Raw genomic sequence first — 16,265 nt, forward strand, 5'->3', positions numbered from 1 at the left:
TTAAGGCATAAACACTTTAGAATATTGATTCTCTTTCACGATCTTTAGTGACTTTAAAGACTTAGGACAATCTTCACATCTATCTAACTGAGGCATTTTCTTATTACCTATAATAATAATTTTTTTAAATCTATTAGCATAATTATTTACTATATTGTCTATCAAAACGTTATTTAAAATAACTGGTAATGCTTCAATTTCATGAAACATAGATGATTTAAATAAATAGGAATTTCTCCAACATTCTTGGATAGAGTTATTGCAGTCGAAAACCTTGTTCTTAGGCCATATAATTGAAGGTATTAATAGTACATCACCATCATCTATTTTGGAAGTTCGTCTATCTTTCCCAAAACTTTCTAAGAAATCGAATATTAAATTCATATAATGTCTTCCTAATTTTTCATCGTACATTTTATCCTTATCGTACTCCTCATGAAAATATTTGTTAAACCACACATAAGCATCTATTATTTCGTTTCTTTTAGGCATTATTGGATCAAGGAAGATAAAGTTAGTTATAGAAGATAATAGAGGATTTGCAACAATCACTCTACCTTGTAGTTCAGCTTTTACCTCCTCTAACCCTTCCTTGAAATAATTATAGCTCATTAATGGATCAGCTGCTATACCAGGCGTATACCCCTCTTCCGTACCAGGTACAGAGTATTGAACGAATCTATATACGTCATAAAATTGATTATTAGGATACCACTCTTTAAATTTGGGTAATCCGTCGCTCTTCCTTTCGTTTAACTCTTCTAATATTTTTGAAAAGGCTTCCATTGGATCCTTGTATTCCCCATCAAGATAACCATAAGGTATGAATATAGGTTCACCCCATTTAGGATCAGCATATTTTAATCCATATCCTCTAATTATATCAGGTAAATAAGAGTCTAAAATAGTCTTTATCGCCATCTTCATGTTTATATGAAGGTGATCTATGTGATGTACAACCTTAACCTTTTTACCAAATAATGGCATAGAGAACAATAGAATTAACTAAAATTTAAAGCTTTAGAGATTCGTAATATTATATAGTAATGAGGTAAAAACTTAGATGCTAGATACCCTAAGCCATGTGTAGCTAAAGCAGCTAGTAAGGCTAATATTGTCATTTGTAAACCTTTCTTAAAAGGTTTAACTCCGCTTAATAATCCTATAACTGATCCCACCACAAATGTAGCTAAGCCGGCTATAACATAAGACGAAATAACCCCGGCTAAGCCAGAAAGACCTACAATATAAGGTATAACTGGTATTATAGCACCAGTAATGTATGACGCCCCTGTTATTAAAGCACTCTTGATAGGGTTATCTTTGACTTTAGGATATAAAATGTCCTCTGCAACATCTACCAAAGAAGGAGAAACTTTCTTCGCTATATTTCTATTTATACCCAATTCTGTGAAGAAATTTATTAGCTTTAGCTCAATTTGACGCTGATCAACAATTTTCTCTAGTTCTAACTTTTTACGTTCTTGTTCCTTAACGTCTTTCTCTGATTTAGTAGATAAGTAAGCTCCTATTGACATTGATAATGTCCCCGAAGCTCCTATTATTAAACCTCCTACCGCAACGAAGATAGGAGAAGAAATCGCTCCAGACAATCCAGAAACTGCTGCTAAAACTTCAACTAAACCATCACTTATCCCATATACAAAATCACCAACATTTTTAGCCTCAACATTTCCTAGAACCTTTTCATGAACAGCCTCATCTAACATTATTGATTCTAATCTAGATTTCTCTTCCTCAAATTCCTTCATTTCTGCTAATTTTTTATATTTCTCCACGTCATCTTCTTCCCCAGCTTCTAGAAGCATTATAGTCAAATTGGTACCTAGCAATCTTCTTATAATAGAGTAAAAACCTATCTTTAGTTTGTCAACAAATGATAGCCCTTTAGTCCTTAGTCCTCTCTTATCAGCAATTTCCTTCCAGAACTCAGAGTGAGATCTTTCCATTTCAGAAAGTTTTGTTAAGGTTCTTCTTAACTTATCATCCTTTTCGATTCTAGCCAATTTCCTATAAACCTCGTAATCAAACATCTCTTCCTTATAGTTCTTTAATATAAGACTGTCCAATCGTTGCATTTCATTATAGATATAGTCTTTCTCCCATATAAGACTAACTTATAATAACTTCTAGTTAGTATTCACTATAAGTTGATCATAACTAAGGCTTTTTATCTGACAATCATTTTATAATAGTATAATACAATTTTCTGAAATTATCAATGGTTCAGCAATGAATAACGCTGTATCTAACCCATAAGAAGCTGTTAAATTATGGAAACACAAAAAATATGAGCAAATTTTTCAATTAAAATCTTATGAGCTTACTAGATAAAGCTAAAAGATTAAAACAATTGGGAGACGAATATGAAGAGCTATTAAATAATGTATTAAACGAACTTTTCAAACTAATACCCACATGTTTAGCGTTAAATATCGATGATTCTTTATTGCCAGTTTTTGCAGTCTCAGGGTTAAAGACTAAAGGAATTTTAGCCTTTCCTTACAAGTGTGAAGGAAAAGTAGGATACATAGTAATAGGAGAGGATGGTAAAGTATACTTTGAGGATTTAGACGATAATACAGTTAAGGAGATAGCCTACATTGGTTAGGATATATCGTGTTATTTCACAATAACCTTACATCTATAATAACTCTCGAAACTTTTTGCTGTTATACTAAAAATCAAACCTTATATGAAGTCCAACTGGTATAAAGGTTTAAATAAAATGGATTATAAAGTGATTTGATGAATTTTAACCTCAAATATATTACTTTCATAGCTCCTTTAGTGCTGTGGTGGATTCCACTATTAGGTCCGTTTCTTACTGGACTATTATTTAGTTACTACTTCAAAACCAACTATAGATACTCGATAATTATTAGCGCAGTTTACTCTATTATGCTTTCTCTTCTAACCTCATTTATATTAATTAATTTTATAAAAATTAGCTTTATTAATAGCTTATTTCATGGTGTTGTTATATTATTCAACATAATTGGTAGCTTAATATGCGTAATCACATCCTACTTATCCAGTAAACATGGAAGTTTTACTAAGATAAAAGGAGATTCAATTGAAACTGAATTTATTATAAGTAACATGAATCAACTAGATGAAATGCTCTCCCATTACGTAGACATTAGGACTTGCAATAAACCAAATATAAAGTTCATAGACGAGTCTCACCTAGAAGTAACCAGAGAGTGCAGTAACATTAGAATAACCTATGATATAACAAAAATGGGTAAAGAGCTAAGAGTAAGGGCAAAATTCAAAAATATGCTCTAAATTCTACTTAATACTTCAGTTATAGCCTCAATATAAGATGGATGAGGAGCTACGAAATCTTTTAGCTCGTTTACACTCATATTAAACCTGATCATAAGGGAAATTAGAGAAATAACCTCTTCAGCATCCTTCATAAACGCTTGAGCACCAACAATCCTATCGTTTTCTACACAAATCTTAAGTATACCATCAGTCTCCTTTTCCACTATTGCCCTTCCCAAGTTCGACAAGGAGAATTTAACGCATTGCCCCTCCATCCTTCCTACATAGGCGATTGTTGGATGAGTGTAAACCACTTTAGGAATACCTAGAGTATTGAATACCTTTCTCTCTCCCACAATATTTAAAGCAGCTATTTTTCCTGCATAGGAAGCTTCATGAGCAGTATGAGTACCTATTATATCCCCAGCGGCAAATACATTACTCAAACTTGTCCTCAAATATTCATCAACTTGTATGAAAGGGTTATGCTTAATCTCTTCGAAGCCATCAATAGATGGTTTTCTCCCGAAAGTCATATAAACTACATCAGCTGTTAACCGCTCGCCATTGTCTAATATTACCTCGTTTTCCTTCATCTCTTTGACAATCCTGCCTAAATACAATTTCACTCCTATTCTGGAGAAATAATTAGTTATCGTATTACTAATGTCTTTATCCAGATAAGGTAAAAGAGAATTTTGCTTATCTATCAAAAATACCTCCTTCCCAATTTTCCTCAATAACCATCCAAACTCTATACCACCTACGTCTCCTCCTACCAAAATTACACTGTTGAAATCCCTATCCAAATAAGGTAAATCCTCAGAATAAATAATTCCTCTAGTCCTTTCTCTATAAGTACCAGTAGCTATAATTATATAATCTGGATTTAATGATTCATTATTGACGTTTAATACTCCCGACCTAAGAGAAGCATTTCCATGAACAACCTCTACGCCATTATCTTCCAGCAAATATTCTACACCTTTAGAAATTCTTGAAGAGGCTTCCTTACCTAACTTCTTCAGTTCATCAAGGCTAAAGGAGACGTCTCTCTTACCGACTTTTTCCATTGAGGTTAATAGGTGAATAGGGTTAAGCATGGCCTTAGATGGGATACAACCATATAATACACAAGTTCCGCCTAGTCTATCCTCTTTCTCTACCAAAGTAACCTTATGACCTCTCTTAGCTAGTTCAAGGGAAGCGGATACTCCAGCTGGACCAGATCCTATAACTCCTATTCTCATAGTAATATTAGCTCGAAAAGAAAAATAATAATCTTTCTTCAGCCTAACGATACTTTATAGGTCTCAGGACCTACAGCCAAACTTATTAACGCTATCAGATTGCCTAAAGCGAATATTATTGTAGCTGAATTAAATGGGCTCATAAACTGAGAAAGTGCAGAAACTAGTAATGGAGCCCAACCGGCTATTATATATGCTCCATTATAAGCAGTCCCTATGCCTAATGCTCTAGCATATGTCTTGAATCTCTCTGATAGAAAAGCCGGTGTTATAGCTGACGGCAGGTTGACTAAAAATCCAAATAATAATGTTAGGTAAAGTAAATTTCTATAGACAGGCAAGAAATGATAGAAAATAACTCCTCCAATAATTGATAAAACTATTCCTAAAATTCCCATTTTTTTCCTTCCAATAAAGTCAGAAAATAGTCCAGAAATTAGCATGGAGGCTATTCCTATCAGATTCATATATATGACAAGATAGCCATAATATGAAGGAGATAACTTCATAACTTGCCCAAAAATTGTGGGAACTAGCTGCGGACCAGCATATATTGCTAACCAAAATCCTATCATAACTAGTAGTGGCTGAGGTAACTGTCTTAAGCCTCTGAGTGGGTTTATATCATGCTTTATATTAGCCCACACGCTAGGCTCAGACATTTTAAACCTTATTAGAACAGCTAGTATTGCTGGTATTACACCAATAATGAAAATTAATTTCCAGTAGAATGAAATGAAATCCCTCCCTGTCGTAGAAGCTAAATATGTGAAAAGACTATCTACGCCTACGAAACCAATTAACACCCCAGACTGCATAAGACCAGAGAAAATACCCCTATAGGAATTTATACTCTCCATTACTATCGTGAAGCTACCTGCTACGTCTCCTCCTATAAATATACCTTGAAGAAATCTCAATAATGATAAAAATATTGAGGCTAAAACACCTATTTGAGCGTAAGTAGGTAATATTGCTGTTAATCCTATCGATAATGAATAGCCTAATACTGTAACTAATAAACTAGATCTACGTCCTAACTTGTCTCCAATATAGCCGAAAACAAAACCACCTATTGGACGTGACATGATTGTAAAAACAATGGGCAATACTGAACCTAGTAGCTTTAGAGTTGGATAGAATAGTATACCTAATATCGACGAAGTTATGACAACTGCACCTAGATCATAACCATCCATAACCCAAGAGATAAACCCCCCTACCACATTACTCCAATTCTCAGCTTTCATAAGGACTCAGTTTTTATACTTTGTTAAAAAGTTATCTTCTTAACTATCGAAAGAAAGTGACAAAGCAAATAACATAAGTCCACTATTCAGTTTCGTATCAATATCTCATTTTAACGTTATGCCCATCATAAACGAACACTAGATTCTTCTCAAGACCTATTATCTTTCTGTTTGTTATAATTATTAGAGGAAATCTCCTCAACTCTCTCTCTAATCTTATGACACTAGTCACCTTGAGCCTATTAGACTTTGTCTCTGACAATTCCTTCAATATTTTATAACTTTCTATAAGATCATTCATATTATAGAAAGTTTGGACTAGCTTTCCATCTAATTCAACTATACTGTCATCGTCTATCAAGAATACAATGTCCAATGAGCCGAAATTTTCAAAGAACTTTCTTAGGCCCTCTTGAAGCTGTTCTAAATTAATATTGGAATTCAGATCTATTGCTATTAGCGGTTCCATAGTGAACTAACCTAATATACCTTTATAAGCTTTTGGGCAATAAAAGCTAACAATATTTTTAGAGTCCGTTATTTCCTCTAAAGTTTTTGTGTGTGGACAACAATTTGGTTGATATGAATTGAATTTTGTTTATTGTGGAAAAGTATTTTGCATGAGGCAACTCATCTATTGGGGCGAGAAGATGAATGAGTTTGATTTCCTAACACTTAACTCAACAAGAAACACAATAACGAGATGGCTAAAAATATTCTTCAATACAATTTACTCGAAATCTATTAGCATAAGTTGGAATATGGGGGTGGATGAAATTGTTGTCCACACACAAGTTTTTCTCCACATAATTTAATTATAGCGAATAGTAAAATCATTTTAGCTGAAAAGAACAACCTACCTTCGAAAACTGTTTTTCTTTTATAAATGTCTCATGTACTTAAAAGTAACTAAGATTATGTTAAGTTTTTATAAAGTTTCATGTGGATTTACATTATGTTTTTATTCAACCTTGAATAATTAAGGAATCGAAAACATGACAATAAACTTCTTTTATCTATAAAATTAGGAGTACTAATCAAAGTGATAATTTATAAATTTGTTTTTGCTGAAAAGCATTCACAATGTCAGTTTAATTTAATGATAAAGTTTATTACAACATCGAATTACATTATTCCTATGGCTATTACAAAAGAGCAACTACTTAATAGGGCTATTACCTTAATAGAGAAAGCTGAGGAAAACGGCATTACATTAAGATTGGTAGGAGGAGCAGCAATTGCGCTAATTGCAAAGAAGGGATCAGAGATCTATACTAGAACTTACAAAGATGCAGACTATTTTGGATTATCAGAACAAAGCAGTAAAATTTCCAAACTTCTTGAGAGCCTAAACCTAATCCCGAATAAGAGATTTAACGCTTTACATGGACATACCAGACTAATGTTTTTTGACCCTGTAATAAATTCCACAATAGACATTTTCCTTGACGAGTTTGTTATGTGTCATAAGCTAGTCCTAAAAGATAGGTTAAGAATAATGAAATATACAATACCAACGTCAGATCTCCTATTAACAAAAATGCAGATAGTTAATTTAACTGAAAACGATAAAAAGGATATATCTGCATTATTGTATGATATAAATATAGGAGATAAGGATGACGAAACTACTCTAAATGCAAATTATGTCGCAAAGATACTTTCAGACGATTGGGGTTTTTATAAAACATTTACCATAAATCAAGATAGAATTATAGACTTCTTGAAGAATGATCCCAATAAGAATATCATCGAAGAAAAATTATTAAAGCTAAGAAATATCGTTGAGAGTCATCCTAAAAGCATGAAATGGAAATTAAGAGCTAAGGTAGGGGAGAAAGTGAAGTGGTATAATGAACCAGAGGAAGTTAACACAAATTTTGTGCAACAGTAATTTTCTCTAAATAATTGGATTTATTAAAGATAAGTATGAAGAAATAATATTAATAATAGTATTCTTTATATAATTATATCAATAAAGATTAGATAATTTAGGTTGCAAAACTTAACGAGGAAGAAGCTATTCCTCCTATCTTAGAAAAGAGTAAAGGGATAAACAATACGGTATAGTGCAGAAATAAGAAACTAAATTTAGGTAAATCCATTACAAAGGTGAGAAAAGACTCGCCCTTCAGGGCAGAGAGGAAGTCAGAAATAGCAATATGTATATCTAAATGAATGAACAAGACTAATATACTCTCGGAGACTATTTAACCTTAATGAACATTGAAAAAGAGTTAAGGGATAAAGGAGTTGAAATCCTTAGATTTACATGGGTAGGATTAGATGGATATATCAGATCTAAAGGAGCATATATTGATCACGTAAGTGAGTTAATTAAAACTGGAATTGGCTTAACTATGGCAATGATGAGTTTCACTCCTATGGACTATATAAGTCCTTATGGAAGTTTCGGACCACAAGATGAGGATGTCTTTTTAATGCCAGATATTACGACTTTCTCAGTCTTTCCACCCTCAGCAATGGTAATTTGTAATTTGTATAGGCAAGGCAAGCCTTGGGAGTACGATCCTAGAAGCACGTTAATTAGAACTTTAGATAAAATTAAGGAACAGTTCAACTTCACCTTTAAGTCAGCATTTGAAATAGAGTTTTATCTAGTAAAAGATAAAAAGCCCTTTGATGATGCTAGATGTTTCGACCCTTCAGCTTATTATACAAATCCCATAATACCTGAAATAGCTAAGACAATAAGAGAAATAGGTATTGAGCCTTTAAGAGTAATAAAGGAATATGGACCGGGGCAATATGAGCTAGATATATTACATAAAGAAGCGTTGAGGAGTGCCGATGAAGTCGTAATATTTAAAGAAGTGGCGAAGCAAATCAGTAAAAAATATGGAGTAGAGGCAAATTTTATGCCAAAACCGTTTAACAAGTTAGCCGGATCTGGTTTACATTTAAATATAAGTGCTTGGAAAGATAATCAGAACGTATTCTACAATTCAAATGATAAGTACGGGCTTAGCGAATTAGCGTATAGTTTTATTGCAGGATTATTGGAGCACGCAAAAGCGTTAACTGCTATAGCTTCCCCCACTATAAACTCCTATAAAAGACTAGTACCAGGCTCATGGGCTCCAACTAAGATAACATACGGTTATAACAATAAGTCTGCCATGATTAGGATACCCACACCTTACCCCGGGTCTTCCCATCTAGACAGAAGAATAGAGTATAGAGTACCAGATCCATCTACTAATCCATATCTACTTCTCACCGCTGTAATAGAAGCCGGAATAGATGGAATAGAAAGAGGGCTTAGGCCTAGTGAACCAATAAATGAAAACGCTTACTACAGAAAGGATGTTGAGGATATACCTAGGAATTTAAGAGAAGCCTTGAATGAATTGAAGAAGGACAATAGACTCATAGAGAGAATAGGAAGACCTATAATAGAAGAGTTCATAAAAGTAAAAACTGCTGAGGTAGAAGAATATGAAAGTCTAGTAACTGATTGGGAATATGAAGTATATAAGCACTTATAACTAAACTTATTTAATGAAAATAATAGATTCCCATTCTCATTGGTTTTCGGCAAAGATAATGAATGAAAAAGAATTAATTATGGAGACCGCTGAGTCATGGAGAGAAGATGAAATAAATGCTGATGTTTTTACAATGAACAAATTAAGACCATTTTATTTATATCTGAGGAAGGAATTGAAGAAGCTTCTCGGTGATAATTTCATAGAAGAAAGGAACAAACTTATTAGGAATGATCCAGTAGATTACATAAAATTTCTATTTAATGATGCAGGAATAGAAGGAATGGTAATAGATGTAGGCTTTGGGAAAAAAGAAATTGAAATACCGGTTAAGATCAAACTTCTCTTTAGAATAGAGAGTATTGTGAATGAGCTCTTCTCCCTAAGCTTTGATAAAGCCTTAGAGTATTTTGAGGAGAAGTTAAGAGAAAAAATAAAGAACGAAGGATATGCTGGTTTTAAAACAATTATAGCGTATAGGACTGGTTTAAAAGTTGTGTGTAACATTAACAAGGCAAGGGAAGACTTTAATAAAGAAGATAAAGATTGGTACGGTAGAATAGCTAAAGGCTTCAGAGATTATTTAGTTTGTGAAACATTAAGAATAGGTAAAGAGTTAGACGTGCCAATTCAGATTCACACTGGGGCTGGGGATAGGGACATAAAATTTGACCTATCAAGACCTTCGTACTTAACCGATTTAGTAAGGAAGTATGAAGGAAAGGTAGTCCTTGTTCACTCAGGCTATCCATATCATAGGGAATCAGCCTGGATGTCATATATTTTCCCCTCAGTCTACTTAGATACCTCACAAATAATTCCGTTTGCACCTTTAACAGCATTTAACGTGCTGAGGGAGATATTTGAAGTAGCCCCCCTCAATAAGGTTATGCATGGTTCCGATACTTTTAGCATTCCAGAAATAGCTTGGCTTGGTGCTAAATTAGCAAAAAAGGGGATTCAGAAGGTAAAAAATGAATTAATAGAAAAAGGGATTATAGATGAAGAAGACGGTAATGAGCTAATAAATAGGTTCCTATATGATAACGCAAAAATTCTGTATAGATTTGACTAGAAGATGAGGGATCTACATTAATTGAAATGAATTGAACCCTATGATATACATAATATCCTGCTAAATTAGTAGTAGAGTTCTGAAGACCTTGAGCAGAGAAGATTTCCTCATAGCCTTTACCGTTAATCAAGAAATAATTCGTTAAAGTTTTTGTAGTTAAGGCATTATTTGAAGTTAATGATACTAAGATAGCTCCACCATATTTGTTTATTACCTCTATAATACCTCCGAACCCTCCTATAGCAGTCAAATTTTCGGAAGTCCTTATAGTTGTGTTTTGCCCATTAAATATGTTCTCATAGTAATAGTATAATCCTAGAGTTAAAGTACCGTTTTGATAATAACTTAAGTTAAACGGTATTACATGGGGATTAGTTATTGGTATTTCAACTGCAGAAAATTGTAAGAATATTGGATAATACACGTGATAATATAATGTAGAATTATATAAATTACCCATCTCTATAGCCCTTTCCATGAAATTCTCACCTAGGTAAGCTTTTTCGTAAATCTGGTTAAACGTCTGATAAGCGTAAAATCTGCCTTCTTGGACTACATCTGAATATTCTATACCATGTTCAAACTTTAATACTGCTGAATAGTTAAGTAAATATGACCCACCTTCTTGGTAATATTCTCCTAGAAGACCACTATTAAATATAGGTGATGAGTCCATGAATCTCGAATATTGAGATAATAAAGTACCTTTGACTAGCGGATTTGATGAATTGACCCATAATAATAAGACAGATGCAATATCCCAATCATATGCGGGAGTGCCAGTTAGCAGATATGCTTCTTCTAAATTAGTTACAGTAACAGCTACATTACCTGATGAACCTAAAGCTAACATCGGCGTTAGATCTATAATATATGGGCTATGAAAAGATAGTGTGTTAATTGAAGTTAATGGCTTCCACCAGAGCAAATTAATTCCACCAGTGTATATAGTCTCATAGGGATTTACTATCCCTGCTAACCTGCCATTGTAAAACACTTGTATTTCTCTCGTAGCAGGTTCATTAGCATACCAAAACTCATCTAATCCACCTCCCTCTTCATATAGTAGCATAGCTAACCTATAAGTACCATTAGGAATTGTCACATTTTGAGAAATATAATCATTTAATGAGTTCAGGATTATATAGGAGTAATTATATTTGTTTAAAAATAATGGTATAAAATAGTTTGGCAATCCTTTTGGTGGAGTTCCGGGATAAAGATATAAAGTCACATTCATCTTGTATATTCCAGTAATTCCTATTTTTGCATCATAAAAGTTCTCTATGACAAGCTGGAAAGTCACATTACCCCTTAACAAATTCTCGAAAAGCGTAACATCTACAGAGGCTGTCGAATTTAACATTTCTTGAGTAGACCCCCAAAAAATTGGTACACCATCCGCGAAAATGTAGGCAGCTCTATCATATTGTGCACCCTCAGACTCATTTATACTTACGTTAAGTATTTCCATACTATAGTTGCCGGGAGGTATATATACGTGGACAATATAAGGAGTTAGACCACTATTATTAAAGATAGCATTCGTTGCTATATTTACCTTTATAGGAGTTACATTAGGTGGAAGAATTTGATAGGCTTCGAATGAGTAATATGAGGGATCATACAGTATTCTTCCACTGTTTAATGCAGTTATATTCCCTAAAAACATAGGCTTACTTAAGGACTGTTGCTGAGAAAAAGTAATAGCAGAGATTAAAGGCGTTCCGAAGACTAGTATCAAAATTAGTATCAATACCCTTACATTCATCTTCCACCACCCCTCCTCCTCGTTATGATATATGATAATACTAAAGCTATTACTGCTATTACTAAAGATACTATAGCTAAAATAGTTAATTCAAATACTGAGCTATGTAATGATAGAATATTCCCATTTAACATTACTGTATGATAACTATTGTAGACGTTAAAGGTCAAATTATAGGGTAAACCATCAGATACTTCAACTGTAAAAACATACTCCCCGTCTGGCAAAGTAGATGCGTTAAATGGAATACTAATACTTATCATTGATGGAGAAGAAGAAATTATATTATACTTGATAGGCTCTTCATTTACTAATATATTAATCAATTTCAAATATTCTCCAGTTATATTCACTATAATTGATTTTTGAGCTACTGTAATATTTGAAGGTAAATAGGCTAGTTTAGGAGGTGTAACTGTTGATAAAGTAGTTACGTTAGATAAACTTACACCATTCATATTAATTATCGAATTAGACTGTGAAAACGCATACTGGGAATTTTGAATGACTGATGAAGCTATGTTTACAGTAGAACTATTGGCTATAATAGCCACTTGTCTACCTCCAATATTTGATTTCACTACATTAACAGTAGAATTCAATACTATCAACTGTTTAATATTTGAAGATAGAATTGTGACTGACGAGTCCTTGATTACGAGTTGACCTATTACATCATTATTCAATACTACATTTGTACCCATTATGGTGATGTTATTGGAGGCAATTGAAGATAACATGTAAGCTGAAGAGTTTATCTCAGCGAGTAAAGGTAAGTCACTGCTTTTAGAAATTAGTAATTGGTTTAAGAAGGTATATGGTAGAACATTAAAATAGTAATAGTTATTTGAATAAAGATTATAACCATTACCTGAAATTCCAGACACTATAGCGTTCCATGGACCAGATAAGGCATATTGATTTGAACCTTGGAATATTGAGCCATTAAAAATTGAAGGTAATTCATAAATTCCAACCCATTCATTAAGTGTGGAATTGTATTGAAGAGGAACACCTATCTCAAAACCTATAATCAAGGACTCATAATTCAACTGAGTAGGCGATAGAGTAGCAGTGAAAGTACCATATTTTACCTCAGTACCATTGGGATATGTAATATTGGCAAAAATCTTAATCCATTGCCCTTCATACACCGTATCACTTACCTTTACATTATAATTCAGATTAGCGGGAGAGACATAAAAGGCTGTAGTAAAATTGGAAATATCAAGACCAACAGATGTATTAGTAACAGACTGAATTACTACATTATAAAACCCTGGAGTAGCATTATTTGGAACAGTAAAATTACCCTCATATAAAAGAAATAGTAAATATACTCCAAACTGAATAGTATCTGGAGCAGGAATTAAATGAACTTCCCCTACCAGCTTGCCAGATGGATTGTACACAAATGCATTGACATTAGAGGTAAACAGACCCGTAAACTCTATCGTTTCTACTAAATCAATGAAAGTAACGTTTTCCCCTGGAGACGCAGCAGGTAACCCATCATTTAATGGAGTTAAAACACCACCGAAATTATACTCTCCAAAATATACATAAGAAGTGGCTGAACCATAAGAGTCATTGATTACAAGCAAATATGTACCTTGAGGTAAAGGTGGTAATAAAGCATAAGCCCCTTGATAGTTCCCCGGAGATGACATAATTAAAGGAACTGAAGCTACTATGTGACCATTTCTTATTAGATAGGCAGTGACGCTCTGATTAGCTACTGGTGTTCCATTTGGATAGTAAACACAAGCTTCTATCGGGAAAGGTTCATTATAGGGTAATGGTATGTTATAAGGATAAGGAATAGGTTGAATAATGTTTATTGATTCTCCAACATCTATCTCCACAATACCAGTACCCACAAATGACCCAGAAGTACCATTCACTATAATCTCCCATAAGTTAGGAGGATATCCCTTCGATATTGTAAAGTTACCTATCCAATAACTTCCGTTATAGCTTAATGGAACAGTAGCTAAGTAGCCATTAAGAGTATAAATGTAAGCATTAAACGAACCAGAACTGACTTCAGTACCATTTGGATATGAAATATAAGCAGTTATCGTAAACGTTGAATTATAGAAATACCATGGTTGAGAAACCCCAGGCTCAAAAGTACTTACTGATATGCTTAAACTCTTACTTATCAAGTGCTTAATTGTACTAGCTAGTAAACCAGCATTAGGACTTCCTAATCCAGTAACTAGATTATAAGATCCATTAGCATAATAATATCCATTATAACCAAAATTGATTGAATGAAATACCTCATGATATAATGTCGAATTTTGATAAATTTCGTAAAGTAACGGATTAACTAAACCTAATGGATGGCCTAAATAACCATCAATATCTGCAATAATCCCAGCCCATAGTGGCGTAGCTAAACTAGTTCCGCCTATTACTACCTCTTGTCCTAAGGCATAAATCACAAAACCAGTATATGGGTTAGCATCAGCTGCAACATCTGGTATAGTTCTATAATCGCTATGAGTAATGTAAAACTGATACCAAGGAGAAGGAAATAGAGTACTATACCCACCACCAGACGACACAGTACCTTCTACCTCACCAAAATATAATGGGTTAACACTCCAAGCAGTTTCATAGCCATAAGTTGCAGTAGAATTGTAATTCGAAATATAACCTGAAGTCACGTTAAGGAATAGAGTAGTTCCTCCAACTGCTGTTACGAAAGGTGAAGATGCTGGATAGCTTGCAGCACCATATACTGTGGGAAGATCGTTATAAGCTCCTAGATCACCAGAAGCGGCAAAGAAAGAAATACCCTCAGCAGTTCCAATCTCAAAATAATAGTCTAAGTAAGGATAATTTGGAAATGGTTGTCCCTCGAAAAACGCATAAAAGCCTGACGCTCCAAATAAAATCTCTGGTAGACCAAAACTCATAGATACCACTTGAGCTAAGTCCTCACTGACTACCAAATTAATACCGGACCACAATGCAGGTATTGAAGCTGAGGGGGCAACTACTACAAGCAAATTAGCATAAGGAGCAGTAGTGTGAGCAATTTCTACATCCAACGCTACCTCCCCATACCAGCCCGTAATTAGCCCATTGAGAGGTTCGTATCTACCAATAGGTAAAATAGTTATATTAGCAGGAGGTAAATGGAAATGCTGATCAAATATCTTAACGTCTTGATATAACTCTGGATCACCATAAGCTTCAATTAATGCAATAGTAACTTTCTTATCCGCTGTAGCGTTGAACAGTGGAGTGATATTATACGCTCCTTCAATATCTTGAGGAGTATACCATGTTGCAGAGAACTGGAACGTATAGGTGAAAGATGAAGATACTTGATTACCCAACAACAAATTACCGTTAACGATCTTGCCCAATTGAATCATAGGTAATTGAACATTAGTGAAATTAGTTAGACCTCCTATCAAGACGTTATTAAGTTCTGGAGGTATACTGACTTTACCTTCTGGTTTATAATATATTTCTCCATCACTTAGCGATTTAACTAGGATTAACTTAGTGTTAAAAATTGAAGAGACTTGAAGAGCAGTTGCCTCAGCGATGACCTCAAACGGACCTTTATACAATACAGTAAAGTTCTTACTCTCTAAGTAGCTTACTACTTGAGAGACTTTATTCTCCTGCGAAAACATAGAAATTAATTGAGAGTTGGCTAGAGGCTTAACTTGATGGTTAGCAACCTCTTGTGCCATCAAATAAAGTGAATTGAGGTTCTTAGGAGGAATAAAGATATAAAGGTAAATTGGCGTATTATAATTTAACGTTGAAATGACCTGGGATTGAGAATAGGTAGGAGATATGTAAGTATTTCCCACTGAAGAATATACAATTAGAGACGTAGGAAGTAAAATAAATAATGTTAGAGCTGATAATATTATACCTTTTAGAGTAGTACCTTCCATAATATTATTAAATTTTTATACATATAAAAGGATTACTTAAATAAAATTCTACACAAGAGCTGAAAATTTGTTATTTAGGAGTGAACGACAAAAATCTCCTTAATTTACCATATCTTCATTAACACCTCAACAGCCATAAAGGTTATCATTTAAATTATTTTCCAGACATCATTGCTAAAGCCAGGTG

Annotated in this window: 13 protein-coding genes; 6 read left to right on the forward strand and 7 right to left on the reverse strand. The window is 33.8% G+C overall.

Annotated elements, in window-relative coordinates; all coding sequences use genetic code 11:
- Together BFU36_RS09485 and BFU36_RS09490 are read right to left on the reverse strand one after the other, a co-directional pair.
- Positions 1-987, reverse strand: a complete 987-nt coding sequence (locus BFU36_RS09485) for a hypothetical protein (protein WP_069283738.1) — start codon at positions 985-987, stop codon at positions 1-3.
- Positions 988-1,001: 14 nt separating this feature from the next.
- Positions 1,002-2,099: a VIT1/CCC1 transporter family protein gene (locus BFU36_RS09490; RefSeq protein WP_069283740.1), complete on the reverse strand. Its 1,098-nt coding sequence runs from the start codon at positions 2,097-2,099 to the stop codon at positions 1,002-1,004.
- Between the two features lie 239 nt (positions 2,100-2,338).
- Between BFU36_RS09490 and BFU36_RS09495 the strand changes: the two genes are divergently transcribed.
- Both BFU36_RS09495 and BFU36_RS09500 read left to right on the forward strand, forming a co-directional pair.
- Positions 2,339-2,632 (forward strand): hypothetical protein, encoded by a 294-nt coding sequence (locus BFU36_RS09495; protein WP_069283741.1) that lies wholly within the window; start codon positions 2,339-2,341, stop codon positions 2,630-2,632.
- Positions 2,633-2,769: 137 nt separating this feature from the next.
- Positions 2,770-3,312 (forward strand): hypothetical protein, encoded by a 543-nt coding sequence (locus BFU36_RS09500; protein WP_083216381.1) that lies wholly within the window; start codon positions 2,770-2,772, stop codon positions 3,310-3,312.
- On the opposite strand, the gene BFU36_RS09505 is transcribed toward BFU36_RS09500, so the two are convergent.
- The 3 genes from BFU36_RS09505 to BFU36_RS09515 all read right to left on the reverse strand — a co-directional run bounded on the left by BFU36_RS09505 (position 3,309) and on the right by BFU36_RS09515 (position 6,263).
- A complete protein-coding gene (locus BFU36_RS09505) occupies positions 3,309-4,544 on the reverse strand; it encodes an NAD(P)/FAD-dependent oxidoreductase (RefSeq protein WP_069283743.1) in 1,236 nt (411 codons plus the stop codon). The genes BFU36_RS09500 and BFU36_RS09505 overlap by 4 nt on opposite strands.
- Positions 4,545-4,582: 38 nt before the next feature.
- Positions 4,583-5,794: an MFS transporter gene (locus BFU36_RS09510; protein WP_069283745.1), complete on the reverse strand. Its 1,212-nt coding sequence runs from the start codon at positions 5,792-5,794 to the stop codon at positions 4,583-4,585.
- Between the two features lie 97 nt (positions 5,795-5,891).
- Entirely contained in the window at positions 5,892-6,263 is a 372-nt protein-coding gene (locus BFU36_RS09515) for a hypothetical protein (protein WP_069283747.1), read from the reverse strand.
- Between the two features lie 181 nt (positions 6,264-6,444).
- On the opposite strand from BFU36_RS09515, the gene BFU36_RS13875 reads away from it, so the two are divergent.
- The 4 genes from BFU36_RS13875 to BFU36_RS09530 all read left to right on the forward strand — a co-directional run bounded on the left by BFU36_RS13875 (position 6,445) and on the right by BFU36_RS09530 (position 10,378).
- The gene (locus BFU36_RS13875; RefSeq protein ID WP_156770073.1) at positions 6,445-6,609 is read left to right on the forward strand and encodes a hypothetical protein; all 165 of its coding nucleotides are present in this window, start codon (positions 6,445-6,447) and stop codon (positions 6,607-6,609) included.
- A 323-nt stretch (positions 6,610-6,932) separates the two neighbouring features.
- On the forward strand, positions 6,933-7,688 hold the full coding sequence (locus BFU36_RS09520) for a hypothetical protein (RefSeq protein WP_069283749.1): 756 nt from the start codon (positions 6,933-6,935) through the stop codon (positions 7,686-7,688).
- 325 nt (positions 7,689-8,013) lie between these two features.
- Positions 8,014-9,303 carry a glutamine synthetase family protein gene (locus tag BFU36_RS09525; RefSeq protein WP_069283750.1) on the forward strand — a complete coding sequence of 430 codons (1,290 nt, stop codon included), beginning with the start codon at positions 8,014-8,016 and terminating at the stop codon, positions 9,301-9,303.
- A 58-nt stretch (positions 9,304-9,361) separates the two neighbouring features.
- Positions 9,362-10,378, forward strand: coding sequence for an amidohydrolase family protein (locus BFU36_RS09530; protein WP_069284704.1), 1,017 nt, complete (start codon positions 9,362-9,364; stop codon positions 10,376-10,378).
- Here the strand turns inward: BFU36_RS09530 and BFU36_RS09535 are convergent.
- Positions 10,299-12,149, reverse strand: coding sequence for a peptide-N4-asparagine amidase (locus BFU36_RS09535; protein WP_069283752.1), 1,851 nt, complete (start codon positions 12,147-12,149; stop codon positions 10,299-10,301). The two genes, BFU36_RS09530 and BFU36_RS09535, sit on opposite strands and share 80 nt — an antisense overlap.
- Positions 12,146-16,078, reverse strand: a complete 3,933-nt coding sequence (locus BFU36_RS09540; RefSeq protein WP_069283755.1) for a protease pro-enzyme activation domain-containing protein — start codon at positions 16,076-16,078, stop codon at positions 12,146-12,148. The genes BFU36_RS09535 and BFU36_RS09540 overlap by 4 nt, the downstream gene beginning before the upstream one ends.
- Positions 16,079-16,265 lie beyond the last annotated feature (187 nt).

The sequence above is a fragment of the Sulfolobus sp. A20 genome (genome assembly GCF_001719125.1).
Lineage (GTDB): Archaea > Thermoproteota > Thermoprotei_A > Sulfolobales > Sulfolobaceae > Saccharolobus.